Source organism: Bradyrhizobium sp. B039 (genome assembly GCF_038965675.1).
GTDB classification, from domain to species: Bacteria; Pseudomonadota; Alphaproteobacteria; order Rhizobiales; family Xanthobacteraceae; genus Bradyrhizobium; species Bradyrhizobium diazoefficiens.
Window position 1 is genome coordinate 97,921 of sequence record NZ_CP152416.1, and the last position, 23,728, is coordinate 121,648.

At 65.0% G+C, this 23,728-nt stretch carries 26 protein-coding genes and 1 tRNA gene; 13 read left to right on the forward strand and 14 right to left on the reverse strand.

Features of this window, described 5'->3' with window-relative positions:
- Positions 1 to 199: 199 nt before the first annotated feature.
- From AAFG50_RS00460 to AAFG50_RS00470, 3 genes are all read left to right on the forward strand, one after another.
- A complete protein-coding gene (locus AAFG50_RS00460; protein ID WP_011083383.1) occupies positions 200 to 979 on the forward strand; it encodes an SDR family oxidoreductase in 780 nt (259 codons plus the stop codon).
- Positions 980 to 1,108: 129 nt separating this feature from the next.
- Positions 1,109 to 1,912, forward strand: coding sequence for a glutamine amidotransferase (locus tag AAFG50_RS00465; RefSeq protein WP_011083382.1), 804 nt, complete (start codon positions 1,109 to 1,111; stop codon positions 1,910 to 1,912).
- Between the two features lie 99 nt (positions 1,913 to 2,011).
- The gene (locus AAFG50_RS00470) at positions 2,012 to 2,824 is read left to right on the forward strand and encodes an enoyl-CoA hydratase (RefSeq protein WP_011083381.1); all 813 of its coding nucleotides are present in this window, start codon (positions 2,012 to 2,014) and stop codon (positions 2,822 to 2,824) included.
- 108 nt (positions 2,825 to 2,932) lie between these two features.
- On the opposite strand, the gene AAFG50_RS00475 is transcribed toward AAFG50_RS00470, so the two are convergent.
- Positions 2,933 to 3,008, reverse strand: a tRNA-Ala gene (locus tag AAFG50_RS00475).
- A 206-nt stretch (positions 3,009 to 3,214) separates the two neighbouring features.
- Between AAFG50_RS00475 and AAFG50_RS00480 the strand changes: the two genes are divergently transcribed.
- The 3 genes from AAFG50_RS00480 to AAFG50_RS00490 are packed head-to-tail and all read left to right on the forward strand — an operon-like array spanning position 3,215 to position 4,760.
- Positions 3,215 to 3,505, forward strand: a complete 291-nt coding sequence (locus AAFG50_RS00480; RefSeq protein ID WP_007598721.1) for a YggT family protein — start codon at positions 3,215 to 3,217, stop codon at positions 3,503 to 3,505.
- Between the two features lie 15 nt (positions 3,506 to 3,520).
- Positions 3,521 to 3,874, forward strand: a complete 354-nt coding sequence (locus tag AAFG50_RS00485; protein WP_028174939.1) for a DUF167 domain-containing protein — start codon at positions 3,521 to 3,523, stop codon at positions 3,872 to 3,874.
- Position 3,875: 1 nt separating this feature from the next.
- Positions 3,876 to 4,760: a bifunctional methylenetetrahydrofolate dehydrogenase/methenyltetrahydrofolate cyclohydrolase gene (locus tag AAFG50_RS00490; RefSeq protein WP_011083379.1), complete on the forward strand. Its 885-nt coding sequence runs from the start codon at positions 3,876 to 3,878 to the stop codon at positions 4,758 to 4,760.
- A gap of 133 nt (positions 4,761 to 4,893) precedes the next feature.
- On the opposite strand, the gene ppa is transcribed toward AAFG50_RS00490, so the two are convergent.
- On the reverse strand, positions 4,894 to 5,433 hold the full coding sequence (gene ppa / locus AAFG50_RS00495) for an inorganic diphosphatase (RefSeq protein ID WP_028174938.1): 540 nt from the start codon (positions 5,431 to 5,433) through the stop codon (positions 4,894 to 4,896).
- A gap of 178 nt (positions 5,434 to 5,611) precedes the next feature.
- Complete coding sequence (locus AAFG50_RS00500) at positions 5,612 to 6,121, reverse strand: GNAT family N-acetyltransferase (protein ID WP_008136728.1); 510 nt, start codon at positions 6,119 to 6,121, stop codon at positions 5,612 to 5,614.
- Positions 6,122 to 6,387: 266 nt separating this feature from the next.
- Here AAFG50_RS00500 and AAFG50_RS00505 point away from each other — a divergent pair, with 266 nt between their 5' ends.
- From AAFG50_RS00505 to AAFG50_RS00520, 4 genes are read left to right on the forward strand one after another with little or no spacing between them, the layout of a single operon-like run.
- Entirely contained in the window at positions 6,388 to 7,266 is an 879-nt protein-coding gene (locus AAFG50_RS00505) for an alpha/beta fold hydrolase (RefSeq protein ID WP_028174937.1), read from the forward strand.
- Positions 7,263 to 7,730: a DUF2269 domain-containing protein gene (locus AAFG50_RS00510; protein WP_011083376.1), complete on the forward strand. Its 468-nt coding sequence runs from the start codon at positions 7,263 to 7,265 to the stop codon at positions 7,728 to 7,730. Before AAFG50_RS00505 ends, AAFG50_RS00510 begins: the two co-directional genes overlap by 4 nt.
- Before the next feature lie 7 nt (positions 7,731 to 7,737).
- Complete coding sequence (locus AAFG50_RS00515) at positions 7,738 to 9,051, forward strand: SDR family oxidoreductase (RefSeq protein WP_028174936.1); 1,314 nt, start codon at positions 7,738 to 7,740, stop codon at positions 9,049 to 9,051.
- On the forward strand, positions 9,051 to 9,458 hold the full coding sequence (locus tag AAFG50_RS00520) for a DCC1-like thiol-disulfide oxidoreductase family protein (protein WP_028174935.1): 408 nt from the start codon (positions 9,051 to 9,053) through the stop codon (positions 9,456 to 9,458). Before AAFG50_RS00515 ends, AAFG50_RS00520 begins: the two co-directional genes overlap by 1 nt.
- Positions 9,459 to 9,492: 34 nt before the next feature.
- Here the strand turns inward: AAFG50_RS00520 and AAFG50_RS00525 are convergent, their stop codons facing one another.
- The 7 genes from AAFG50_RS00525 to AAFG50_RS00555 all read right to left on the reverse strand — a co-directional run bounded on the left by AAFG50_RS00525 (position 9,493) and on the right by AAFG50_RS00555 (position 16,863).
- Positions 9,493 to 10,740, reverse strand: coding sequence for an NAD(P)/FAD-dependent oxidoreductase (locus AAFG50_RS00525; protein WP_028174934.1), 1,248 nt, complete (start codon positions 10,738 to 10,740; stop codon positions 9,493 to 9,495).
- A 236-nt stretch (positions 10,741 to 10,976) separates the two neighbouring features.
- Positions 10,977 to 12,803, reverse strand: coding sequence for a translational GTPase TypA (typA, locus tag AAFG50_RS00530; RefSeq protein ID WP_028174933.1), 1,827 nt, complete (start codon positions 12,801 to 12,803; stop codon positions 10,977 to 10,979).
- A gap of 237 nt (positions 12,804 to 13,040) precedes the next feature.
- The gene (locus AAFG50_RS00535; protein ID WP_011083370.1) at positions 13,041 to 13,322 is read right to left on the reverse strand and encodes a hypothetical protein; all 282 of its coding nucleotides are present in this window, start codon (positions 13,320 to 13,322) and stop codon (positions 13,041 to 13,043) included.
- An 18-nt stretch (positions 13,323 to 13,340) separates the two neighbouring features.
- Positions 13,341 to 13,586 (reverse strand): hypothetical protein, encoded by a 246-nt coding sequence (locus AAFG50_RS00540; RefSeq protein ID WP_028174932.1) that lies wholly within the window; start codon positions 13,584 to 13,586, stop codon positions 13,341 to 13,343.
- Positions 13,583 to 15,028 carry a radical SAM protein gene (locus tag AAFG50_RS00545; protein ID WP_028174931.1) on the reverse strand — a complete coding sequence of 482 codons (1,446 nt, stop codon included), beginning with the start codon at positions 15,026 to 15,028 and terminating at the stop codon, positions 13,583 to 13,585. The genes AAFG50_RS00540 and AAFG50_RS00545 overlap by 4 nt, the downstream gene beginning before the upstream one ends.
- Positions 15,009 to 15,725: a prolipoprotein diacylglyceryl transferase family protein gene (locus AAFG50_RS00550; RefSeq protein ID WP_028174930.1), complete on the reverse strand. Its 717-nt coding sequence runs from the start codon at positions 15,723 to 15,725 to the stop codon at positions 15,009 to 15,011. The genes AAFG50_RS00545 and AAFG50_RS00550 overlap by 20 nt, the downstream gene beginning before the upstream one ends.
- A 370-nt stretch (positions 15,726 to 16,095) precedes the next feature.
- The gene (locus AAFG50_RS00555; RefSeq protein WP_028174929.1) at positions 16,096 to 16,863 is read right to left on the reverse strand and encodes a Crp/Fnr family transcriptional regulator; all 768 of its coding nucleotides are present in this window, start codon (positions 16,861 to 16,863) and stop codon (positions 16,096 to 16,098) included.
- A gap of 186 nt (positions 16,864 to 17,049) precedes the next feature.
- On the opposite strand from AAFG50_RS00555, the gene AAFG50_RS00560 reads away from it, so the two are divergent.
- The gene (locus AAFG50_RS00560) at positions 17,050 to 17,433 is read left to right on the forward strand and encodes a response regulator (RefSeq protein ID WP_028174928.1); all 384 of its coding nucleotides are present in this window, start codon (positions 17,050 to 17,052) and stop codon (positions 17,431 to 17,433) included.
- Between the two features lie 23 nt (positions 17,434 to 17,456).
- On the opposite strand, the gene AAFG50_RS00565 is transcribed toward AAFG50_RS00560, so the two are convergent.
- Together AAFG50_RS00565 and AAFG50_RS00570 are read right to left on the reverse strand one after the other, a co-directional pair.
- Positions 17,457 to 18,998, reverse strand: a complete 1,542-nt coding sequence (locus AAFG50_RS00565) for an alkaline phosphatase D family protein (RefSeq protein ID WP_028174927.1) — start codon at positions 18,996 to 18,998, stop codon at positions 17,457 to 17,459.
- A 172-nt stretch (positions 18,999 to 19,170) separates the two neighbouring features.
- A complete protein-coding gene (locus AAFG50_RS00570; protein ID WP_028174926.1) occupies positions 19,171 to 20,616 on the reverse strand; it encodes a TAXI family TRAP transporter solute-binding subunit in 1,446 nt (481 codons plus the stop codon).
- A 151-nt stretch (positions 20,617 to 20,767) separates the two neighbouring features.
- Here AAFG50_RS00570 and AAFG50_RS00575 point away from each other — a divergent pair, with 151 nt between their 5' ends.
- Complete coding sequence (locus tag AAFG50_RS00575; protein ID WP_011083363.1) at positions 20,768 to 21,070, forward strand: 4a-hydroxytetrahydrobiopterin dehydratase; 303 nt, start codon at positions 20,768 to 20,770, stop codon at positions 21,068 to 21,070.
- A 96-nt stretch (positions 21,071 to 21,166) separates the two neighbouring features.
- Positions 21,167 to 21,550 carry a YkvA family protein gene (locus AAFG50_RS00580; RefSeq protein WP_028174925.1) on the forward strand — a complete coding sequence of 128 codons (384 nt, stop codon included), beginning with the start codon at positions 21,167 to 21,169 and terminating at the stop codon, positions 21,548 to 21,550.
- 69 nt (positions 21,551 to 21,619) lie between these two features.
- On the opposite strand, the gene AAFG50_RS00585 is transcribed toward AAFG50_RS00580, so the two are convergent.
- Positions 21,620 to 22,780, reverse strand: a complete 1,161-nt coding sequence (locus AAFG50_RS00585; protein ID WP_011083361.1) for a TAXI family TRAP transporter solute-binding subunit — start codon at positions 22,778 to 22,780, stop codon at positions 21,620 to 21,622.
- An 18-nt stretch (positions 22,781 to 22,798) separates the two neighbouring features.
- Positions 22,799 to 23,521, reverse strand: coding sequence for a hypothetical protein (locus AAFG50_RS00590; protein WP_231166609.1), 723 nt, complete (start codon positions 23,519 to 23,521; stop codon positions 22,799 to 22,801).
- Positions 23,522 to 23,728 lie beyond the last annotated feature (207 nt).

A 23,728-nucleotide genomic window follows, 5' to 3' on the forward strand; every position in this document is an offset into this window, starting at 1 on the left:
GTACAGGCTACATGACGAAACTTTAATGTAGCCCCCGGCTGCGGTTATCCCGGATTCATCCGTAAATCCCCGGGTTTTCTGGTCTCCCTGATGTCCGGTCAGGCGGCCATGCTGTCAGCGCCGCTTGCCTGTCGCGTACGGCCTATGCTCTCGTTCCGCCATTGCGGGACTAAAAACTTCAATTCAAGAGACTTCGATCGTGACTGAGCGGGTAACGTTGATCACCGGTGCCTCGGCGGGCATCGGCACGGAGCTGGCGCGGGTGTTCGCCGCGAATGGACACCGTCTGGCGCTGACGGCGCGGCGTGCGGACCGGCTCGAGGCGCTCGCGAACGAACTCGCCGCCAAGGGCGGCAAGAAGCCGATCGTAATCGCCTGCGACCTCCAGGAAGCTGATGCCGGCGAGAAGATCGCGGCCGCGCTCGCCGCCGAAGATGTCGAGCTCGACCATCTCGTCAACAATGCCGGCTTCGGCGTGTTCGGCGATGCCATCGAGTGCGATCGCGACGAGCAGGTTGGCATCGTCGACGTCAACGTCCGGGCCCTGACCGATCTGTCGCTGCGATTTGCCGATCAGCTCATCAGGAACAAGGGCGGTCTTCTCAATGTCGGCTCGGTCGCCGGCTTTCTGCCCGGCCCCGGCATGGCGGTCTATTACGCGTCCAAGGCCTATGTGATTTCTCTCACCGAGGCCTTGCGGGCGGAGCTCGCGCCGCGCGGCGTCCGCGTCACCGTACTTTGCCCGGGTCCGGTGCCTACCGAATTCCAGGCGCGCGCCGGCGTCGGATCCGGACACAATACGGCCCTTCTCAATGTTCCTGCCTCCGATGTTGCACGGGAGGCCTATCGTGGGCTGATGGCAAATAAACGGGCAGTGCTGCCGGGTCTCGGCATCAAGATTGTGCCGTTCGCGCTACGTTTCTTCCCGCGCGGCTTCATCCTGTCCGCCACCAGCCGATTCCAGCGGCAGAGACGCTGAAGAACGCTCGAAGCCTGTCGTGGCCCGGAGCTTGCTTTCCTGATCGGTGTCGTGTGTGCGCAAACTCACACGATGTTAACCATCGCTTAGCTATGCTGGCGGTCTGAACCGATAGCATTTGGAAAGGCAATGTCGTTCCGGACGGACAGGTTTGGTGGCGCGGAATTGGTGCCCTTCCCGAAGAGAAGGGCCCTTGGCGCATCTGCTGCTCGTCCCGAAGCCCGGTTGCCGGTTCTGATTGTCCTGCACCAGGAATCCTCGACGCCCGGCCGGGTCGGCAATGCGCTGCGCGCGCTCGGCCATCGTCTCGACATCCGCCGTCCCCGCTTTGGCGATCCGCTTCCGGAGACGCTCGATCAGCATGCCGGCGCCGTGGTCTTCGGCGGCCCCATGAGCGCCAACGATCCCGACGACTACATCCGCCGCGAGATCGACTGGATCGAAATTCCGCTTCGCGAACAGCGGCCGTTCCTCGGCATCTGTCTCGGTGCGCAGATGCTGGCGATGCAGCTCGGGGCCCGCGTCGCGCCGCATGCGGAGGCACTGACCCAGATCGGCTACTACCCGATCCGCCCGACGGCCGCGGGCCACGCGCTCTGTCCGGCCTGGCCGGCGCAGGTCTATCACTGGCACCGCGAGGGTTTCGAGCTGCCGGCCGGCACTGAGCTGCTGGCGGAAGGCGACGATTTTCCGGTGCAGGCGTTCCGTGCGGGCCATGCCTTCGGCGTGCAGTTTCATCCTGACGTGACCTACGCCATGATGCATCGCTGGACCACGCGCGGCTATGACGGGTTCAGCGCGCCCGGTGCGCGCGAGCGGCATCATCATTTCGCGGACCGTGCCGTGTACGATGCCGCGGAACGCGCCTGGCTCGATCACTTCATCAATGGCTGGCTGGCGCGCCGGCCGCTGCTGGCGCAAGCCGCCGAGTGATCGCGCCTTCGCGCAAGCCCTTGCCTCATCCCTGGATATGCTAGGCTCGCTGACAACGAGCGCGCGCGAACGCGTGCCGGCAGACAAAGGGAGAGCGTCATGGCCTATGAACACATTCTCTATGAGGTGCGCGACAAGGTCGCGACCATCACGCTCAATCGCCCGGACCGCATGAACGCGTGGACGCCGACAATGGAGCGCGACGTGCGCCATGCGATGGAAGCATCAAGCGCCGACGACAATGTCCGCGTCATCGTGCTCACCGGCGCGGGCCGCGCCTTCTGCGCCGGCGCCGACATGGATGCGCTGAAAGGGCTCGACCCCGATGACGTCAGGCGCGCATCGAGCCTGCCGCCCTTCGACATGAATCGCCGGCCCGACTGGCAGACGCGCTACGGCTTCTATCCGTCGATCGGCAAGCCCGTCATCGCTATGCTCAACGGCGCGACCGCGGGCATCGGCCTCGTCCACGCGCTCTATTGCGACCTGCGCTTTGCCGCCGACAACACCGTGTTCACCACCGCCTTCGCGCGGCGCGGGCTCATCGCCGAGCACGGCATCAGCTGGATGCTGCCGCGCATCGTCGGCCATGCCAATGCGATGGATCTGTTGCTCTCGGCGCGCCGTGTTTCGAGCGACGAGGCGCTGCGGATCGGGCTGGTCAACCGTCTGTGCTCGCCGGAGAAGCTCCGCGAGGAAACCTACGCCTATGCGCGCGACCTCGCCGACTTCGTCTCGCCGAGCGCGATGGCCGTGATCAAGCGCCAGCTCTACGAGGTGCCGTTCCAGACGCTGGCCGAGGCAACGATCGAGGCCAACCGGGAGATGATGGTGGCGCTCGGCGGCAGCGATTTCCGGGAGGGCGTGGCAAGCTTCATGGAAAAGCGGCCGCCGAGGTTTACGGGGAGGTAGGGGGGAGAGGTCTTCGGATGGAGCCCGCCGTCGCCCCGTGGGCTATGGCGTGGCAGCCTTCGCTACGAGCGGGCTTGCCGAGCCGAAGCAGGCGCAGCCTGCGAAGGCTGGTGGAGCCAGGCGGGATCGAACCGCCGACCTCGTCATTGCGAACGACGCGCTCTCCCAGCTGAGCTATGGCCCCGTTTGTTGGCCGCCCTGGTAAACGCGGCCGACAACCGGGCGCCATTTAAGTCCCTGCCAAGGTCAAGTCAAGGACGGGCGTAACCCGGTTTTAGCCATTCCTGCGTCCGAACTTCCCTTGTTTGGGCCGGGGGGAACCGATATCTAGCAAAAGGCGTCAATCCCGACCGCAGCCAGAGTTTTCAAAAGCCAGAGTCTTCAAAAGCCATGCGTGCCGTTCTCGACATCGTCATCATCGTGCTCGACCTCTACGTCTGGCTGCTGATCGCCTCCGCGATCCTGTCCTGGCTGATCGCTTTCAACGTGGTGAACACCCGCAACCAGTTCGTTTCGGCGGTTGCGGAGTTCCTCTACCGGATCACCGAGCCGGTGCTGGCGCCGATTCGCAATTTCCTGCCCAGCCTCGGCGGGCTCGACATCTCGCCGATCATCCTGATCCTGCTCATCATGTTCATCGAGCGGGTGATCCTGTATTACATCTACCCGAACGTCATCTAAGCAGGCAGGAGCGCCTTGGTCGCGAAAGAGGCCTTCAAGGAACCCTGGCGTTACTCGGCTGCAGGAATCAGCATCGCGCTGCGGGTGACGCCGCGCGGCGGCCGCGACGACATCGACGGGATCGAGCAGCTGGCCGATGGCCGCAGCGTGCTCAAGGTGCGGGTGCGCGCGATCGCCGATGGCGGCGAGGCCAACAAGGCCGTTTTGGTCCTGCTGGCGAAATCGCTTGGTGTCCCCAAGGCCAGCGTAAGACTCCTGTCCGGAGCGACCTCGCGGCTGAAGCAGATCGCGGTCGACGGCGATCCGGCTCGGCTCGGCGAGACCTTGCGCCAACTCGCATCCGCCAAATCGAAAGACCGAGGGAACTGACATGACGGCCAAGATCATCGATGGAAAAGTCATTGCCGCGGACCTCCGGGCGCGCGTGGCCGACGAGGTTGCCCGCGTCAAGCGCGAGCACAATCTGGTGCCGGGCCTTGCGGTGGTCCTGGTCGGCAACGACCCGGCGAGCGAGGTCTATGTCCGCTCCAAGGGCACCCAGACGCAGGCGGCCGGCATGGCCTCCTTCGAGCACAAGCTGCCGGCTGACGTCTCGCAAGCGGACTTGCTGGCCGTCGTCGCAAAGCTCAACCGCGATCCCGCCGTGCACGGTATTCTTGTCCAGCTGCCGCTGCCGAAGGGCCTCAACACCGAGGCCGTCATCAACGCCATCGATCCCGCCAAGGATGTCGACGGCCTGCATCCGAACAATGCCGGTCGTCTCGCTGGCGGTTTCGAAGCGCTGTCGCCCTGCACGCCGCTCGGCTCCATCATTTTGACCAAGAGCGTCCATCCCTCGCTCGAGGGCTTGAACGCCATCGTCATCGGCCGCTCCAACCTGGTCGGCCGGCCGCTGGTGCAATTGCTGCTGAACGAGAACGCCACGGTGACCATCGCGCATTCGCGCTCGCGCGATTTGCCGGGCCTCGTGAAGCGCGCCGATCTCGTCTACGCCGCCGTCGGCAAGCCGGAGATGGTGCGCGGCGACTGGCTGAAGCCCGGCGCGACCGTGATCGACATCGGCATCAGCCGGATTCCAAAGGAGGACGGCAAGACGCGCCTTGTCGGCGACGTCGCCTATCAGGAAGCGCTCGGCGTTGCCGGTGCCATCACGCCGGTGCCCGGCGGCGTCGGCCAGATGACGGTGGCGTGCCTGCTCGTGAACACGCTGCGCGCGGCCTGCGCAATCGCCGGGCTGCCGAAGCCGGCGGTGTAGGTAAACTCTCGTGCCCCGGACGCAGCGCAGCGCTTCTTCAGCGGGGCGCTGCTGAGCCGGGGCCCAGTGGCGGCATGGGTCCCGGCTCAGCGTCGCGTCATTTCATGCCGCGCCGCGTCCGGGACACAGAAGCTCAGCCCTTCTTCTTCTTCTTCTCGCGCTCGATGCCCTCGAGGATCAGCTTGTGCGCGTCCTCCGGGCCGCCCCAGCGCAGGATCTTCACCCACTTGCCCTTCTCGAGATCCTTGTAGTGCTCGAAGAAGTGCTGGATCTGCTGCAGCGTGATGTCGGGCAGGTCGGAGTACGACTTCACCTTGTCGTAGCGCTGCGTCAGCTTCGACGACGGCACCGCCAGGATCTTCTCGTCGCCGCCGGCTTCGTCTTCCATGAACAGCACGCCGACCGGGCGTACGCTCATGACGGCGCCGGGGATGATGGCGCGGGTGTTGATGATCAGCACGTCGCAGGGGTCACCGTCGTCCGACAACGTGTGCGGGATGAAGCCGTAGTTACCGGGGTAACGCATCGGCGTGTACAGGAAGCGGTCGACCACCAGCGTGCCGGCCTCCTTGTCCATCTCGTATTTGATCGGTTCGCCGCCCACGGGGACTTCGATGATGACATTGACGTCCTGTGGGACGTTTTTCCCGATCGAGATAGCATCGATACGCATTCAAGGCTCCGTTGTTGCCGAGGTTAAATCGCGCCCGGCAGCGATTTTGGCGCTGTCATACGCGGGCTTGGCCCCCCAATCCATCGTGTTTTTTTGAAATAATGAATCCGGCGAACACCGGCTCAAGCGGCAACGGTATCGACGGATGGGAAACGCTGCCGGCTAGACTTTCAGCAGCTCAATTGGTCCAAGCGAAGGCAACCTTGTCGAGCGACTTCGGCCCGAATCGTTCCGAAGAACGCGCCACCATGCGGCCGCCCAGGGCCCGGTAGAACTCGGTCGCCGGATCGTTGTCCGAGAGCGCCCACACGACCATGCTCTTCAGCCCGCTCTGCATCAGGTCGCGGCGAGCGGCGGCGAACAGGCGACGGCCAAAGCCGAGGCCCTGGAATTCGGGGCGCAGATAGAGCTCGTAGATCTCGCCGTCGAAGTGCAGGCTGCGGGCACGGTTACGGCCGTAATTGGCATAGCCTGCGATCTTGTCGCCGAACACCAGCACGCTGACGCGGCTGCCCTTGCGGATCGCGCTGTCCCACCACTGCGGACCGCGGCGGTTGATCAGCTTCTCCAGCTCGGCGCCGGGAATGATGCCCTGATAGGCCGAGCGCCAGGCTTCGTCATGGGTTGACGCCACCGCAGTTGCATCTGCAGCTTTGGCCGGCCGGACCTCGATCAGGGTTGTGCTCATGGACACGATCAAACCAAGTCGCCGCGTCGGCGGCAAGACCTATCGTTAATTATCGGTTAACCTGTGGACTTTCTGCATCAGTATTTCAACTGTGTTGTACCGAAAGAGGACAAGGCGCTGCCCTGAACGGCAACGAACTGCCATGCGTCGGTGCAAAACTCGGTTGCAGCAACCAATGAATGGCGATGGCAACGCAGAAAGTCCGCCCAGGATGATTCGTTCCCGTTAGTCTGGCCTTCGTTGTCCGTGCTCGACTCCGGCAATTCATGCGGCTCTTCAACATCTTCGCGCTCCTGCCTCTGCTGGCCGTGCTGACCGCGCCGCCTCTGTGCGCCCAGGTCACGTTCGCTGCATCGGGCGAGGAAGGCGAGCCGTTTCGCCGGCAGGAGTGGCGTGTGCCGTCGCCGGATACGGACATTGCCGCGCATGCGCTGCTGTTTCGCCCGTTCGGTGCCGGTCCATTTCGACTCGCGGTCATCGCGCATGCTTCGACGCAGAATGGCTTGCGTCGTGCACAAATGCCGCAGCCGGAATACCGCGCGCTCACAGCGTTCCTCGTCGCGCGCGGCTTTGCCGTGCTGGTGCCGGAACGGCTCGGCCACGGTGCAACCGGCGGCCGCTATGTCGAAGACCAGGGCGGCTGTGACGAAGCGGATTACGCGCGCGCGGGTCGTGCGACCGCCGAAGAAATTTCGCTGGCACTGGACCATTTGCGAAAGCAGGATTTCATCCGCAAGGATGCCGCGATCGTGATCGGCCATTCCGCCGGCGGCTGGGGCGCGCTGGCGCTCGCCAATGCCGAGCCCAAGACGATCTCGGCGATCACAGTAATTGCGCCGGGGCGCGGCGGCCATGCCAATGACGAACCGAACCGGATCTGCGCGCCCCATGCGCTTCTCGCGGCCGCCGCTGAATTCGGCAAGGCGGCGCGCATTCCCGTCACATGGCTCGTTGCGAGCAATGACAGCTATTTTCCGCCGGTATTTTCGAAGTCGCTGGCAGATGCATTTCGCGGCGGTGGCGGCAAGGTCGATTTCCGCGCACTGCCCGGGGTGGGCAGCGAGGGGCACTGGATGATCGAGACCGAAGCCGGCGTCAAAGCCGCCGGCAGCGAGCTCGAGCGTGCGCTGAAGAAGAAACCATGACGTTGTATTTCCTGGTCAAATACCTGCACGTGCTCGGCGCCATCGTCATCCTCGGCACCGGAACCGGCATCGCCTTCTTCATGCTGATGGCGCATCGCACGCACGATGCAGACTTCATTGCGCGCACCGCCTCGGTGGTGGTGATTGCCGACGCGATCTTCACGCTGTCGGCCGTGATCTTGCAGCCGGTCAGCGGTGGCCTGCTGATGATGCTCTCGGCCACGTCGTTCACGGAGCGCTGGCTGCTCGCGTCGCTCGCGCTCTATGCCATCGCGGGCCTGTTCTGGATCCCTGTCGTCTTCATGCAGATCGAGATGCGCGATCTCGCGCGCAAGGCTTCCGAGCAGCGCGCCGCGCTGCCGGAGCGTTACTTCGTCCTGTTCCGCCGCTGGTTCGCGTTCGGCTTCCCCGGCTTCGGCGCGACGATGCTCATCCTCTGGCTGATGGTCGCCAAGCCGTTTTGAGGGAATGATGAACCAGCGAACCATCCTGGTGCTCGGCGCCTCCGGCCTGATCGGCCGCTTCGTCACCGACGATCTGCGCGCGCGGGGCTTTCGCGCCGTCGGCGTGGCGCGCAGCCTGTCGCCGGCGCAGAAGATGGGCGCGCTCGATATCGAGCTTCCAATCCTATCGCTCGATGCGGCCGCGCTGACGCGCCTGCTGCGCGAGCAGGCCGTGGATGTCGTCGTGAATTGCCTCGGCGTGCTCCAGGATGGGCCCGGCAGCGACACAAGCGCCGTGCACCGGGATTTCGTCGCGCGTCTGCTTCAGGCGATCGGCGACAGCGCGATCCGGCTGGTGCACATCTCGATTCCGGGAATGGCCGAAGCCGACCGCACCGCCTTCGCGACGACCAAACGCGAGGCCGAGCGATTGATCGCGGCCTCCGGCATCGCCCATGCCATCCTGCGGCCCGGCTTCGTGGTCGCGCCGTCAGCCTATGGCGGCAGCGCCATGCTGCGCGCGCTCGCCGCCTTCCCGCTCGACTTGCCGGGTGCGGAGATGGCGACGCCGTTCCAGCCCGTCGCGGTCGAGGACATCTCGGCGACCATCGCCTGGCTCGCCGCGCGTGATATCGACGATGCATCCGTGATATCAGTGTGCTGGGACCTGATGCTATCGGAGCCGGTCACCATGGCCGGAATCATCAAGCAGTTTCGGTTCGCATTCGGCACGGCCGGTTGGCCGCGCATCGCGATGCCGACCTTGATGCTCGATCTCGGCGCGAAAATCGGCGATCTCGCCAATTATCTCGGCTGGATGCCGCCGATGCGCTCCACCGCCATAGCCGAGCTGCGCCGCGGCGTGAGCGGTGATCCCTCGGCCTGGATCGCCGCCACGGGCATCGTGCCGAAAACGCTGGCTGAAGTGATCGGACGTCATCCCGCCACCATCCAGGACAAATGGTTCGCGCGGCTGTTCCTGGTCAAGGCGCTGATCTTCGCGAGCCTGGCCGCGTTCTGGGTCGTCTCCGGCTTCATCGCGCTGTTCGTCTCCTACCGCGCCGCCGCCGGCATCCTGAGCGCGCACAATTTTGCGCCTGCGCTGGTCGATCCCATCACCATCGGCACCAGCCTGATGGACATGAGCATCGGCGTGCTGATCGCGTTCCGACGTACGGCTGCGGTCGGCTTGGTCGCGGGCATTGTCGCCTCGCTCGGCTATATGCTCGGCGCGGCGATCCTGACGCCCGATCTCTGGATCGAGCCGCTCGGCGCGCTGGTCAAGACGGGGCCTGCGATCGTGCTGATGCTGGTTGCGCTGCTGATGCTGGATAATCGCTGATGCCAAAATGGCCCGACGACGATGTGATCCTGTTCGACGGCGTCTGCATCTTCTGCTCGCGCTGGGTGCGCTTCGTCGCCAAGCGCGACACGGCGAAGCGCTTTCGTTTCACGCCGATCCAGTCGGACTATGGGGCGCGTTTGGCGCGCACGTTCGGCATCGACCCTGGGGATCCCGACACCAACGCCGTGATCCACGGCGGCGAGGTGTTCATGAAGTCGGATGCAGCGCTGATGGTGCTGTCGCAGCTTCCCGATTGGGGCTGGGTACGCGCGTTGTTCGCGGTACCGAAGCCGCTGCGGGATCCCGTCTACAGCCTCATCGCGCGCAACCGCTATCGCATTTTCGGGAAGTACGAGGCGTGCTTTGTGCCGGATGCGGAGTTGCGGGCGCGGGTAATCGAGTGACTTGTCGCTGCGCTCGCAATGACGGAGTTTGCGGTTATGGCTTGCGCAGAGCCGCCAGCACTTCCTTCGCCGCCCGTTCTCCGCTGTCCCGCGCCCCGTGCGCCGTGGTGAAGAAGGTCGGCGACGTCGCCTCTCCGGCGAAAAACAGCCGTCCATCCACCGGTGCAGCCAGCACCGCACGGTCGCCGGCGTGTCCGGGCAGCGCGTGCGAATACGACCCTCGCGCGAAAGGATCATGCGCCCAACGCGACTCGCACAGCGGCTTCAGCTTGCGGCGGATGTCGTTGCCGAGGAAGCTGGCGATCTCGTCGATGCTCTGCGCGGCGATGGCGCCGTCGCCGGCGTCTTCCAGTTCTCTTGCGAAGCTGCCGCCAAAAAAGCCTTCGATGCAGGGCTGGCCGAACGGGCGGATGTGGTAGGTGCCCATCGCGGTGCGCATGGTGGCGCCGCGCAGGTTGCCTTCCCTAGGGAACGCTTCGGCATCGCCAAGCGCCAGCGTCACCTTGTCGTCGACACCGAGCGGCAGGCCGGCTGCGGCATCGACCTTGGCGGGGAGCTGTGGCGAGAAGCGGATCGCCTCATCGGCGATCAGATTGGTCGGCACGGTGACGATCGCCTTGCCGGCGGTCAGCGTGCCCTGCGACGTCTCGATACGAATGCGCGGGCCGGAATGATCGATCAGCGTGACCATGCAGTTCAGCGCCACCGGGCAGGGCGCGCCATAGGCCACGACCAGGGCGCCGTAGCCGCGGCGGATGCGCCAGTTGAGGTTGGTGTCCTCATAGGCGTCCCAGTCCAGCGTCGACATGTCCTTGAGTTCGCAGCCGTTGATATAGGTCGAGATCGCGTCGATCATGGGATTCCAGCGATTGCCGGGCTCGAGGCTCAGGCTCGCGGGCTCGTCCTTGCCCTTTTGCGCGGCCTGCCAGAGGCGCTCGTAGAACGCGTCCATCGCCTGCATGAACTCGTCGCGCTGGCTTTGCGGAAACGCGTTGCCGAAGGCGCGCTCGCGCCAGGGCGGCAGGTCCTTGTTGACCTCGAAATCGAGCTGCCTTGCGATTGCGACGAAGGAGTTTTGGTCCGCCGAATGCAGCCAGCCGCAGCCGACGTCGAACGTCACCTCGGGCGAGGCCTGCACGGTCCACGCCCGGCCACCGAGCCGGTCGCGGGCCTCCAGCACGATGGCGGAGAGGCCGGAACCCGCCAGCGCGTGCGCCGCGCCGAGCCCGGCAGCACCGGCGCCGATGATCGCGACATCAACGGAGGAGGGAAGGGAGCTCATGGGCGGGCTCTAGCACGTTCGCTGGATGTGCTGAAGCCGCCACAAGTCAGCTGTCATCACCCGCCCTGTGCGCGCTTGCGCACTGGAGCGGGTGATCCAGTATTCCAGAGGCGGGAGTGACGCTCCGTAGGGTGGGCAAAGGCGCTCTTGCGCCGTGCCCACCATTGCCGACCGGGACTTCAAGTGGTGGGCACGCTACGCTTTGCCCACCCTACGGCACAACGGCGTGCGGTAGCTTACGCCACCGCTTCCTTGGACTTCTCCGCGCGCTTGCGCTCGTTCGGGTCGAGGTGCTTCTTGCGCAGGCGGATCGACTTCGGGGTGACCTCGACGAGCTCGTCGTCCTCGATATAGGCGAGCGCCTTTTCCAGAGTCATGCGGATCGGCGGGGTCAGGCGCACGGCTTCGTCCTTCGACGTCGTGCGGATGTTGGTGAGCTGCTTGCCCTTGAGCACGTTGATCTCGAGATCGTTGTCGCGGGTGTGCTCGCCGACGATCATGCCCTTGTAGACCTTCCAGCCCGGCTCGATCATCATCGGGCCGCGGTCTTCCAGCTTGAACATGGCGTAGGCCACGGCCTCGCCCTGGTCGTTGGAGATCAGCACGCCGTTGCGGCGGCCCTGGATCTCGCCCTTGTACGGGGCGTAGCCGTGGAACAGGCGGTTCATGATCGCGGTGCCGCGGGTGTCGGTGAGCAGCTCGCCCTGGTAGCCGATCAGGCCGCGGGTCGGCGCGTAGAACACCAGGCGCAGGCGGTTGCCGCCGGACGGCTTCATCTCGACCAGCTCGGACTTGCGCTCGCTCATCTTCTGCACGACGACGCCGGAATGCTCCTCGTCGACGTCGATCACGACCTCCTCGATCGGCTCCATGGTGGCGCCGGTGGCTTCGTCCTTCTGGTACACGACGCGCGGGCGCGACACCGAGAGCTCGAAGCCCTCACGGCGCATGGTCTCGATCAGGATCGCGAGCTGCAATTCGCCGCGGCCCGAGACTTCCATCGCGTCCTTGTCGGCGGCCTCGACGACGCGCAGCGCGACGTTGCCTTCGGCTTCACGGAGCAGACGGTCGCGGATCATGCGGCTCGTCACCTTGTCGCCTTCGGTGCCGGCGAGCGGGGAATTGTTGACGATGAAGGACATCGACACGGTCGGCGGATCGATCGGCTGTGCCGGCAGCGGCACCTCGACGGTCGGATCGCAGAAGGTGTCGGCGACGGTGCCCTTGGTCAGGCCCGCGATGGCGACGATGTCGCCGGCTTCGGCTTCATCCAGCGGCGTGCGCTCAAGGCCGCGAAACGCCAGGATCTTGGTGATGCGCCCGGTCTCGACCAGCTTGCCGTCGGCATGCAGCACCTTGACCTGCTGGTTCGGTTTGAGCACGCCGGAGGAGATGCGGCCGGTGATGATGCGGCCGAGATAGGGGTTGGCCTCCAGGATGGTGCCGATCATCCTGAACGGACCTTCCTCGACCGTCGGCGGCGCGACGTGGCGCAGGATCAGGTCGAACAGCGGCTCCATGCCCTTGTCCTGCGGACCCTCGGGGCTCTCGGCCATCCAGCCCTGCTTGGCCGATCCGTAGAGGATCGGGAAGTCGAGCTGCTCCTCGCTGGCGTCGAGCGCCGCGAACAGGTCGAACACCTCGTTGATGACTTCGGTCGGGCGCGCGTCGGGGCGGTCGACCTTGTTGATGACGACGATCGGCTTGAGGCCGACCTTCAGCGCCTTGGAGACCACGAACTTGGTCTGCGGCAGCGGGCCTTCAGCGGCGTCCACCAGCACCAGCGCGCCGTCCACCATGTTGAGGATGCGCTCGACCTCGCCGCCGAAATCGGCGTGGCCGGGGGTGTCGACGATGTTGACCCGGGTGTCCTTCCACTGCACCGAGGCTGCCTTGGCCAGAATGGTGATGCCGCGCTCGCGCTCCAGGTCGTTGGAGTCCATGGCGCGATCCGTCACCTTCTGGTTCTCGCGGAACGTGCCGGACTGCTGGAGGAGTTTGTCGACCAGGGTCGTCTTGCCGTGGTCGACGTGGGCGATGATGGCGACGTTGCGGAGGTTCATGAGTGAGCTTCTTTGCGTTCGAACAATGGGTTAAGCGCGATCTCGCCGGCCAGACCGGGACCTCTTCTCGAAACAACGCTGGAAGACTGGAAACGGGCGCTTTCCGCCCAAAAAGGGAAGCCCGGTCTATCGACCGGGCACCCTGCGCGTTGCGGCGCAATATATGCAAAAACCGCCAAAAAACAATGTGTTCTTTGCCGGTTGGTTGACTGAATTTTGTCCGGGAATTCCCGGGGCTTAGGGCTGGGTTCCGGGATGAGCGGGGGCCTTTCGCCCCTTGATCGCCGCCCAGATCAGGACGACGCCCCCGATGCCGACGACCAGCCCCAGGAAGACCAGCGGGGCGATGTCGGAATCGATCTTGCCCCCCTCGGATATGGAGATTCCGCCGAACAGGAGTGCGCAGAGACCCGGAAGCAGCAGGATGACCCCGGAGATCGCCATGAGCGCGGTCAGGCAGCCGCCGCGCTGCGGCGGGGCGGCCGGAGGAGGCGGGGGCGGGGGGGCGATGTTGCTCATGAGGAGGCGACACTCTTGTCAGGGCTTGGGCGGGCTCGCCGCGCGGATGAACAGGAAGATCGCAAATCCGACCAGGACCAATCCAATCAGGACAAAGGGGGCACCTTGGCCGCCGAATGCCAGGAAGCACAGGCCGGGGAAAAGCAGCACCACGCCGGCGATCACCATGAAAGCGGTCAGGCGCCCGTCGCGCCGTGGCGGCGCCATCGGAGGCGCGTCCCCTTGCGGCGTCGGAGTCGGAGGAGGCGTGCCGGTGTCGCTCATCGCGGCACCTCCTCGCTTTGGCGTGCCTCGCGATACGTCTCGCCAGCCAGTGCAGCGCGGATGCCGTCGATCTTTCCGTTGCGATAGAACAGATTGTAGGTGTCGAACGGAATGATCGCGCCCTGCTCCGTGACGAAATGGATGCAGGACCGCTTGACGTTGCCGACGCAGAAATTGAAGCGGTCGAGAAACTGCACGATGGTGACGCGGAACACGTTCTCGTAAGAAAGTCCTTCCGGCACCTCGAAGCTCGGCAGGCAGCACAAGAGCTCGCAAACGCGCTCGGAGGTGTTGATCGGCCCCGACGACAGTGAGAACAGATCGACAAATTTTTCCCGCAGCATCGGATATTTTTCCGGGCTGATGGTGTTGGGCATCACCGCAACCAGCTGTTCCTGCGGGATCAGCGAGGTCAGCGGCAGCACCTTCTCGCCTTTGCGCAGGCCGTAGCCGATCGAGATGCTTTCGGGGTTGCAGGGCAGCGGGATCATGTCCTTGTCGCCGAACACGCCGGTCTCGACCACGCGGTTGCGAATCTCCGACAGCATGATGCGGTCGGTATTCTTGTCGAAGTTCTCGTTGCGGCCGGCATCCTGCACCGGCTGGAGCGTGACGCCGCGCACGCATTTCCAGGTCAGCGCGTGACGCACGATGTCGCCGATTTCGGCATCGTTGACGCCGCGCTTGATGGTCGCCACCAGCGTGGTCGACACGCCGAAATGCTCGAGATTCTCCAGCGCCTGCTGGCGGATCTTGCGCAGGTCCGCGCCGCGCAGATTGATCAATGGATCGCGTTGCAGCGAATCGAACTGGAGATAGACCTCCAGCCCGCGCTTGTTCTCGGCGAGCCGCGCCACGAAATCCTTTTCGCGGGCAATGCGCAGGCCGTTGGTGTTGATCATGACATGGCGGATCGGGCGGGCGCGCACGGCGTCCAGGATCGCGAAGAAGTCCGGGTGCAATGTCGGCTCGCCGCCGGAAATCTGCACGAGGTCGGGCTCGCCCTCGCTGGCAACCAGCGCGTCGAGCATCTTCTCCACGGTCGCGAGCGGGGTGAATTTGGTTCGCGCCGGCGCGGATTCGGCGAAGCAGACCGGGCAGGTGAGATTGCAGTGCTCGGTGATCTCGATCAGCGCGAGGCAGGAATGCTGCTCGTGATCCGGGCAGAGGCCGCAATCATAGGGGCAGCCGAATTCGGTGCGGTGCTGGAATTGCAGCGGGCGGTCGCCAGGCTTGATGAAATCCTTGCACAAACGCCAATAGGCCGCGTCGGTGGACACGAGCGTCGACTGAACGCCATGCTCCTTGCACCGCTTTTCGTACCAGACCTCGTTGTCGAGGATCTGGATCTTGGTCGGCACCAGCTTCAGGCAGGTCTCGCAGAGGGACTGGGTCTGGCCCCAGAAGATGTAGGGACGCGACTTACGCAACGGCGCGTTCATGCACAGGTCTCGCTTTGGGCGCCGTCGCCAGCATGATTGCGGCGTAGAGGAGGATGAACAGCGACAGCAGGTGAAACAGCGTGAGGGGGCCGATCAGCGTGCCATAGGGCTTGAGGAATTCCCACAGGAAGCGCTGCGCTCCATAGTAGAGCAGAACCAGGTAGAAACCATTGGTGATCGCGAATGCGTTCCGGTTCAAGACCGCCAGCACATAGAGCAGCGCGAACATGCCCATCGCGGCGCTCTCGTAGAGCTGCACGGGATGGCGGAGAATGCCGTCGCCGAAATCATGGCCCCAGGGCAATGCCGTCGGCGTGCCGTAGGTGAAATCGTCGAGGCCCGCGAAATAGCAGCCGAGCCGTCCGATCGCGATACCGAGGGCCAGCGGCAGCGCAAACCGCGCGCCCGTGCGCAGGGCGATGCCGGCGGTCCATTTGTAGAGCTCGACCGCCACGATGCCGCCGGCAAGCGCGCCCTCGACCGAGCGCGCAATGCCGCTTTCGCCCGACAGCCACAGATTGGCGGACCCGAACAGATAGGCGGCAAGGCCGGCGCCGAACACCAGCGCGGCGATGTAGGGAAGCTCGAAGGATTGCGCCGGAAACCGCAAGCCTTGTCGCGACAGCCAGTAAACCGCCGCCCCCGCCGCCAGCCACGCCGCAACATCGAAGACAGTGTGAAGGAATGCCCCGCTCATGCGGAGCGGGTATAGCACGGCGGACGTGCGGTGTCGCACGTCGGCATCCTTTCATGGAGCGCAGGGCTATCGCATGTGGTGTGCACGATGCGGCGGCACCGGCGCTCGGCTCCCTCTCCCGCTTGCGGGGGAGGGCTGGGGTGGGGTGTCTCCGCGGCGGGATTGCCTGGGATTGCGGAGGACGTCCCTGCGTGGTGAGAGCCCTCACCCGCCGCGCTCGGGACGATGCTTCGCATCGCCCCGGGGCGCGTCGGCCTCTCCCGCAAGCGGGAGAGGCGAAGCAAGCCCGCGGACAATCCTCGTGAAATCCACATGCGATTGCTCTGCATGGAGCGGGAGGTCAGGGGGATCGGGAGCGCGCCGGAGAGGGTCAGCCCGTGCTGCTCGCCTCCTCCGTCGGGTAGACGCCGCGCAGCACTTCCTCGAAATGGTTCTTCACCGCCTCGTTGCAGAGGCAGGCGCGCAGGCGCAGGCGGTCGCGGTCGCGGACCAGGATCGAGCCGCGCCGCGTGTCGAGGATGCCGTCGGCCCTGAACGACTGGAGCACGCGGCTCGCATAGCTGCGCCCCACCCCGAGCAGCGTCGCAAGCTGCTCATGCGTCAGCGGCACGCTGCTCTCGTCGCCGGTCCGCTCCATCGCCGCCAGGATCCATTTCGCCGTGCGCTGCTCGATCGAGTGGATGGCGTTGCAGGCGGTGGACTGGAAGATCTGCGCCAGCATGCAGTCGGCATAGCGGACGAAGATGTTGCGCAGCGTGGGCGAGCGCAGCTTGGCCGCCTCCAATTTGCCGACGTGGATGCGCGCAAACGGCCCGCCGAATTTCACGCAGATGCGGGTGTAGGCCGGCAGAAATCCCTCGCTGACGATGCCGCCGACCGCGCCTTCGCGGCCGACCAGGATGGTCTCGACGTCGCGGCCGTCTTCGTTGGGAACGAGAAAGGTCGCAAGCGACGGCCCGCACGGAAAGTGCACGACCTGGACATCGTCGCCGGGACTGTAGAGCAGCTCGTTGGCCGCGGCATCGTCAACGATGACGTGTGGCGCGAGCAGCGCATAGTCGGCCGGACTCAAGCGTCGCAGCAGATTGTTGGCCGGCCGGCTGCCGACCTCCGTAGCCTTCCCGATACGCGCGTCCATCGTAAATCCCTGCTCTCCTTTCAGCACGAGCGAGTCTCGATCGCTGGCCGTGTGCACAAGTGGACAGACGTCAAAACTGTTCTGTGGTGAGTTTCGTTCCGGGAACCCTCCGATGCGCTGGGCGCAGGCGTCGGAATGCGGCTGTCCTTGATCGGTAAGAACATGCAGCCCTCAATAGCCAGGATCATGATACCTGCTTCCCCGGACGGCTCGTCCGACGTCCCCGCCGATGTCCTGATCGTCGAGGACGATCCGATCATCGCGATCGACTTCGAGGACCGCCTGCTGGGATTTGGCGTGAGAAGCGTGCGCACCGTGGGTTCGGTGGCGCAGGCGCTAGCCGCGATCGCGGCGCGCGCGCCCGACTTCGCGCTGCTCGACGTCGAGCTCAGCCGCGAGAACAGCTTTGCCGTCGCCGAGCGGCTGGCGGCCCTGAAGATTCCCTTCGTCTTCGTCACCGGCTATGGCGCCGAGACACGGATCGCTTCGGATTTCGTCAACCGGCCGCGTTTGCAAAAGCCGTGCTCGAGCGATGCGCTCGAGGCCGCGCTACGGTCGCGCGGCTCATGACGCTCCGCTCTGGCTGAAGCGGCTCAAGCGAGCTTCGGATCCAGCGTCGTCGACCACAGCGCGACGTCGGCGCGGTCGCGCAGGGTCACCGTCATCTGGCCGGAGGCGCCGTCGATCTTGACGTGACCGAAGAACTGCATGCCGGCCGACGGCGGCAGGTTCTGGCTGTCCTTGCCCGGCGCCTTGACGAAGCGCACCTCCGGCCCAAACGTGTTGTCGAGCGCGTTCGGACCGAAGGTGCCTGCGTGCAGCGGGCCGGAGACGAATTCCCAGAACGGCTCGAAATCCTGGAATTGCGCCTTGTTCGGGTCGTAGTAATGCGCGGCGGCGTAATGCACGTCCGCGGTCAGCCACACCGTGTTGCTGATCGGCGCCGTCTTGATGAAGCGCAGGATGTCGGCGATCTCGAACTCGCGGCCACGCACCGGGCCGTCGCCCTGAGCGATCGCTTCCGATCCGCCCTTCGGCGTGTCCGAGACGACGAGGCTGAGCGGCATGTCGGAGGCGATCACCTTCCAGGTCGCACGCGAGTTGAGGAGGCCGCGCTTGAGCCAGGCGATCTGGTCCGGGCCGAGGAAATAGCTGGCGGGGCCGTATGCGGTTTCGAGATTGGCGCCGTTGGGGCCGCGATAGCTGCGCTCGTCGAGCACGAACACGTCGAGATGCGGGCCGTAGGAGATCTGCCGATAGACGCGGCCCGGCTCATTGATGCTCTCGCGCATCGGATACATCTCGTGGAAGGCGCGGCCCGCGCGCGCTGCGAGCAGCGCGATGTCGCGCACCTTGTAGGTCGCCGGGAGCTCCTTTGACAGCGACCAGTTGTTGGTCACCTCGTGGTCATCCCATTGCACGAAGATCGGCACTTCGGCATTGAAGGCGCGGAGGTTCGCGTCGGTGAGATTGTATTTGTGCGCGGCGCGGTACTCGTCCAGCGTCTCGGCGACCTTGGCCTTCTCGGGAATGGTGACGTTCTTCCAGGTCTTGCCGTCGGCGAGCTTCACCTCGGATTCGATCGGGCCGTCGGCGTAGATCGTGTCGCCCGAGTGCAGGAAGAAATCCGGACGATGCTTGCGCATCGCGGAGAAGGTGAACATGCCGCCGTCATCGGGATTGATGCCCCAGCCTTGACCTGCGACGTCGCCGCCCCAGACGAAGCTGACGTCGCGGCGGTCGGCCGGCGCGGTGCGGAAGCGGCCCACCACCGGCTCGCCCTCGATCGCGCCGTGCGAGAGATCGCGGAAGCGGACGCGATAGAAGATGTCCTGCCCGCCCGGAAGATTTTCGATCAGCATCTTCGCGGTGAAGTCGCTTTCGGGCAGCGCCGCGATCGGCGGCAGCGCGCGCGCGTCCTTGAAGGACTCCGTCGTCGCCACCTCGACCAGCATCTGCGATGGACGATCGGCGCGCGCCCAGACCACGCCGCCGTCGACGGTGACGTCGCCCGACTGCACGCCATGGGTGACCGCCGGCCGGTCGGCCGCGCGCGACAGATAGGGCATTGCGATTGCGCCAAGCGCACCGGTGCTGGTGGCGAGGAAACGGCGGCGGGAGAATTTGATGTTCATGGTGGATTCGCTGGTTGGCTGTCTTGCGCGTATCTTGCGCCGTCATTCCGGGACGGTCCGAAGGACCGGACCCGGAATCTCGAGATTCCGGGTTCGATGCTGACGCATCGCCCCGGAATGACAGCGAAGCTATATTGAGACAATGTGACGCAGCGATTACGCGCGCAACCGTTTACGCGTTGCCGGCGGCCCGGAATTGCGCGCCGGCGCGCGGCGGGTTTTGCGGCATGCTGAACAGCACGGCCTTGCGGTCGGCAATCGCGGCGTGGAACTGGTCGAGCACGATGTTGAACGCGGTGAGCGCACCTTCCTCGATCGCCCCGTGGTCGTAGCAGCGCAGCGTGTCACGCAGGATCTCGTCGGCCTCGGTCTGCATCTGGTCGAGCTCGTCCATGGTCTCGCTCTTGCGCGCCGCCGCGATCATGTCGAGCAGGCGATCGCGCAGATGGCTGTTGTTGTCGCGCTCGTCCTTCTTCAGATAGCCCGCAAACCACGCGCCGATCGAACCCATGGCGGAGAGCGCCATCAGGGTCCACCAGATGTAATCGCTGTATCTGTCGAGGAAGGTCTTTTCCTCGCCGTCGACGAAGGCCGCGGCACCGGGATGCACGGGGATCACGGCATCCTTGTCGGTGTCGGGCGTTTCGATCTTGGCGGCGAGCGGGAATTCCGTCACCAGTTGCTGGCGCACGGCGAAGAGCTGGCGCGTGAACGCCGCGATGGTGGTTTCGGACACGCCTTTGCGCGCCACGATGTGGTGCGCGAAGCTGATGGTCTTGACCTCGTCCTCCGGTCGGTCAGGCGAGCCGCCATAGGTGCCGGCGGGAATCTCCGCCGCTTCATAGACCGGATGATTCTGCGCGATCGCATCCGCCGAATCGATCGCGAGGAAAGTCGGCGCGCCGAAATCCTTGGTGGAGGCGGCGATCGCATCCGACGTGATCTTGCTGTTGACGGGGCCGGCCGCGAGATAGGCATCGGCCTTCTGGGCCTTGATTGCCTCGGCGGCCTCATTGGCCGGGAATTGTATGATCTCGACCTTGGCGGGATCGACGCCGTATTGCTGGAGGATCACCTTGAGCAGGTTGACGTTGGCCTGCGTGCGGCCGACCACGCCGACGCGATGGCCGGCGAGCTGCGCGATCTTGGTGATCTTGGCACCCTTCTTCTTGCCCTTGCCGGGGACGGACCACAGCACCACGACGTTCTTGCGCAGGGTCGCGACCGCTTGCGCGTTCTTCGGCACGTCGACATCGCCGCGTACGATGGCAAGATCGACCTTGCCCTCCGCAAGCGCTTCGGCGCTGGCCGTGGCGCCGTCGGTCTGGATCGGACGTAGCCGCACATAGCTCTTGTTTTGCGAGAAGGCCTGCGTCAGCGCCTGCACGACCTTGATGTCGTCGCTATTGGGGGGACCGACCGCGATCTTCAGCGCCACCGGCCGCATCGCGAAATAATAGCCGCCGGCAAGCGCGCCGACGATTGCGAGCACCAGCGCCAGAGACACGAGCGCCGTCTTCCGCGCCGCTGATCGCGGCGAAGGCGGAGAGGGCGTTTCGGCCAGGTCCAATCCCCCGGTCATCGATCTCCCGAACAGGCGCTTGAGGCTCAGTTTCATCTTCGCCGGCGATTTACGCCCGCAATTGTAGCAAATTTCTTGTCCGGCGGGGTTACATCTCCGTCATGGTTAGCGGATGGGGCATATCCCGCGTGAACCCGGGCGTAAGCACGGTGTTAGGGTAAAGTTCCCCTGAAGCACGGAGACGATCATGGCAGAACGGCTGACGACGGAGGCGCGCAAGCAGGCGCTGGGCGGAATCCCTGACTGGACCGAGGTTTCGGGCCGCGACGCCATCGGGAAAACCTTTGTCTTCAAGGATTTCAACGAAGCCTTCGGCTTCATGACCCGTGCAGCGCTGGTTGCCGAGAAGATGGATCATCACCCCGAATGGCGCAATGTCTACAAGACCGTGGAGGTGGTGCTGTCGACCCATGACGCCGGCGGCGTCACAGCGCTCGACATCGAGCTCGCCAGGGCGATGAACGCCATCGCCAAGCTTACACCGGGCTGACGTCTTGCAGCGACCGGCTGCATCCCCATCTTGTGATTGTGATCAGCAGGGGATGCGGCGATCCGCCGCTCCGGGCTGAACGGGGAGTTTTGGAGCATGGCTGCCGAACACAGCGTCGGCTTCGAGCCGGCCGATCGGCTCGCGGAAGATCGTGAAAGCGTTCGCCGCCGCTTCTGGCGCAAGCTGAAGCGCGTCGCCGCGCATCTGCCGTTCGCCGAAGACCTGCTCGCCGCCTACTACTGCGCGTTCGACCGGCAGACGCCGCGCCATGTCCAGGCGTCGCTGCTGGGGGCGATCGCCTATTTCATCCTGCCGTTCGATTTCGTCCCCGACGTGATGCCGATCCTCGGCTTCACCGACGACGCCGCCGTGCTCGCCACCGCCATCCGCATGGTCGCCAGCCACATCACGACGGAGCACCGCGAAGCCGCCCGCGCCGCGCTGAAGCGGGGCGTGGACGAGGTGGAGGCAGGAGAGTAGTTGCTGGCAACGCCTCGTCGCCACATCCTCCGTGTCGTCCTGGCTTTCGCCAGGACGACGCCGAGAGAGCTACTTCTTCTCCGCCTGCGCCCGCGCCTTCTCCGCATCCCACGCCTGGAATTGCTTGAACAAGGTCTCCTTGTCCGCGTCGGACACCTGTGCGGCCGCGGGGCTCTGCTTCAGGAATGCCTCGAAGCGCTGGCGCGTCACCGGCTCGACGCCGTGCTTGTCGAGCCATTGCTGCGCCACCGGCAGCCTGCTCCAGCCTGACAGGGGCGCGGCGAGCGAGACCTCCTTCCACTTGGGATGGAAGGGTGGGTTCTGGAGCGAGGGGAATTTCGTGAAGAACGCGTCCACGAACAGTGCGAGCTTGCGATAACGCTCGGTGTTGGGCGCCCAGTTGTAGGCCGCGAGCACCGCAGGCACGGCGATCGTGTCCACGCTCTCGCCCTCCTTGATCAGGTTCGGATAGTCCTTCGCGGTCAGCGTCGCCGGCAGATAGTCGCTCTGGAGCGGCTTTGCATAGTCGACCTTCGCGAGATGGAAGCGGCCGTCATTGCCGAAGGTCGAGACCGATTTGTACGGCTTGCCGCCGACCACGATCACGGCGTCGATCTCGCCGGCCTTCAGCTTTTCCATCGCGATGCGCTGCTCGACATAGACGAAGTTCGCCTTGATCCCGAGTCGTTCGAACACGGTGAGCGCGGTGACGAAGGTGCCGCCATTGGGCAGGTCGACGCTGACCTTCTTGCCCTCGAGGTCCTTCAGCGTTGCGATCGACCGCGGCGCGATCACCTGCATCTCTTCATTGTAGAGCTTGGTGACATACGTGAACTGCTTCTTGATGTCCTTGGCAAAGCCCTTGCGCTCCAGATAGTCGAGCGTGTCGGCCCGCACGACGCCGAGATCGACGCCTTGCAGGAACAGGATGTCGGCGACGCTCTGCACCGAGCCGCGGCCGACGATCGGCAGCACGCGGATCTTGTTGCCGTCGTCGAGCACGGAGGCGAGGTCGGCGCCGAACTGCACATAGGTGCCGCCGATCGTGCCTGTTATCAGCGTGACGGTGTTGGCGTTGAGCGCCTGCTTGGTCGAGGTCGAGCCGAACTGGAAGATGGCCTTCAGACTGTCCGAGACCTTGGCCGGATCGTATTCGGTCTGATCGGCGCGCGCTGCGAAGGCACAGATGGTCATGATGGCGGCAAGCGCCATTCCCAAAACGTTACGCATGATGTCCCCTGAAGAGTTCTAGTTCGAGAGCTGGGTGAGCCGCCGTCGCGCCTCTGCCGATCCGAGGCTGGCGGCCCGCTGGTACCAGTCGCGTGCGGCGCCGGCGTCGGCGGTGATGCTCCGCGTGTCCTTGGTGCCCAGGACGGCTGGATCGTAGGTCTGCGCCAGCAGGAACGCCGCCGTCGCATCCTGCGCATTCGCCGCGCGCTCGAGCAGCAGACGCGCCGCGGCGATGTCGCCGATGGTCATCAGGCTCTTGGCGCGCGCCATCAAGCCGGCCAACGTGTCGGCGTCGAGGCTCTTGGCTGGCGGCGGTGGCGCGGGCTGTGCGGCGACTTGTGTCGGTACGGGCGCGGGTGCCTGAGCCTGTAGCGCGCTCTGATAGGCGGTTGCGATCGCCTCGCGGCTCGGCGTCGCCGGTGCGGCAATATCCTGTGCGTCTCCGCTCGCCAGCATCGTGTTGGTCACACGCGCGGCATCCTCGACCGGACCCTGCCGTGCGGCGGGCGGATTGGCGGGAGCCGCGGCCTCGTTCGCGGCCGCGCCGATCCACGACGCGCCGTTGACGGTGAGCAGCCGGTTGATGTCGGACCAAAACAGCGCGATCGGGACCGCGATGACCGACGCGGCCAGGACGGCAGCGAGAATGCGCCGGACGATTCTGGTCCTGGTGCGCACGGCCAATGGCGCGAATTCCCGTGGATCCGGCGCGCTGAGCGGATCGGACAAGAACAGTGGCATAGGATCGTGCGATGAAGGATCGGTCCGTTCAGCGCGCGCACGAATGTAGGATGCGGTGGACGTATGTGATGCCGCTTGTTCGGAGTCGAGCGCTCTCGACCCCCAGGACGGACGGAATGCCGTCGTCTCCATGGTGATGCTTCCCCCAATACTGACACAACGCGGGGCAGTGCCGGTTTTAGTTTTCTTGTTTTTGTCCAGGAGCGC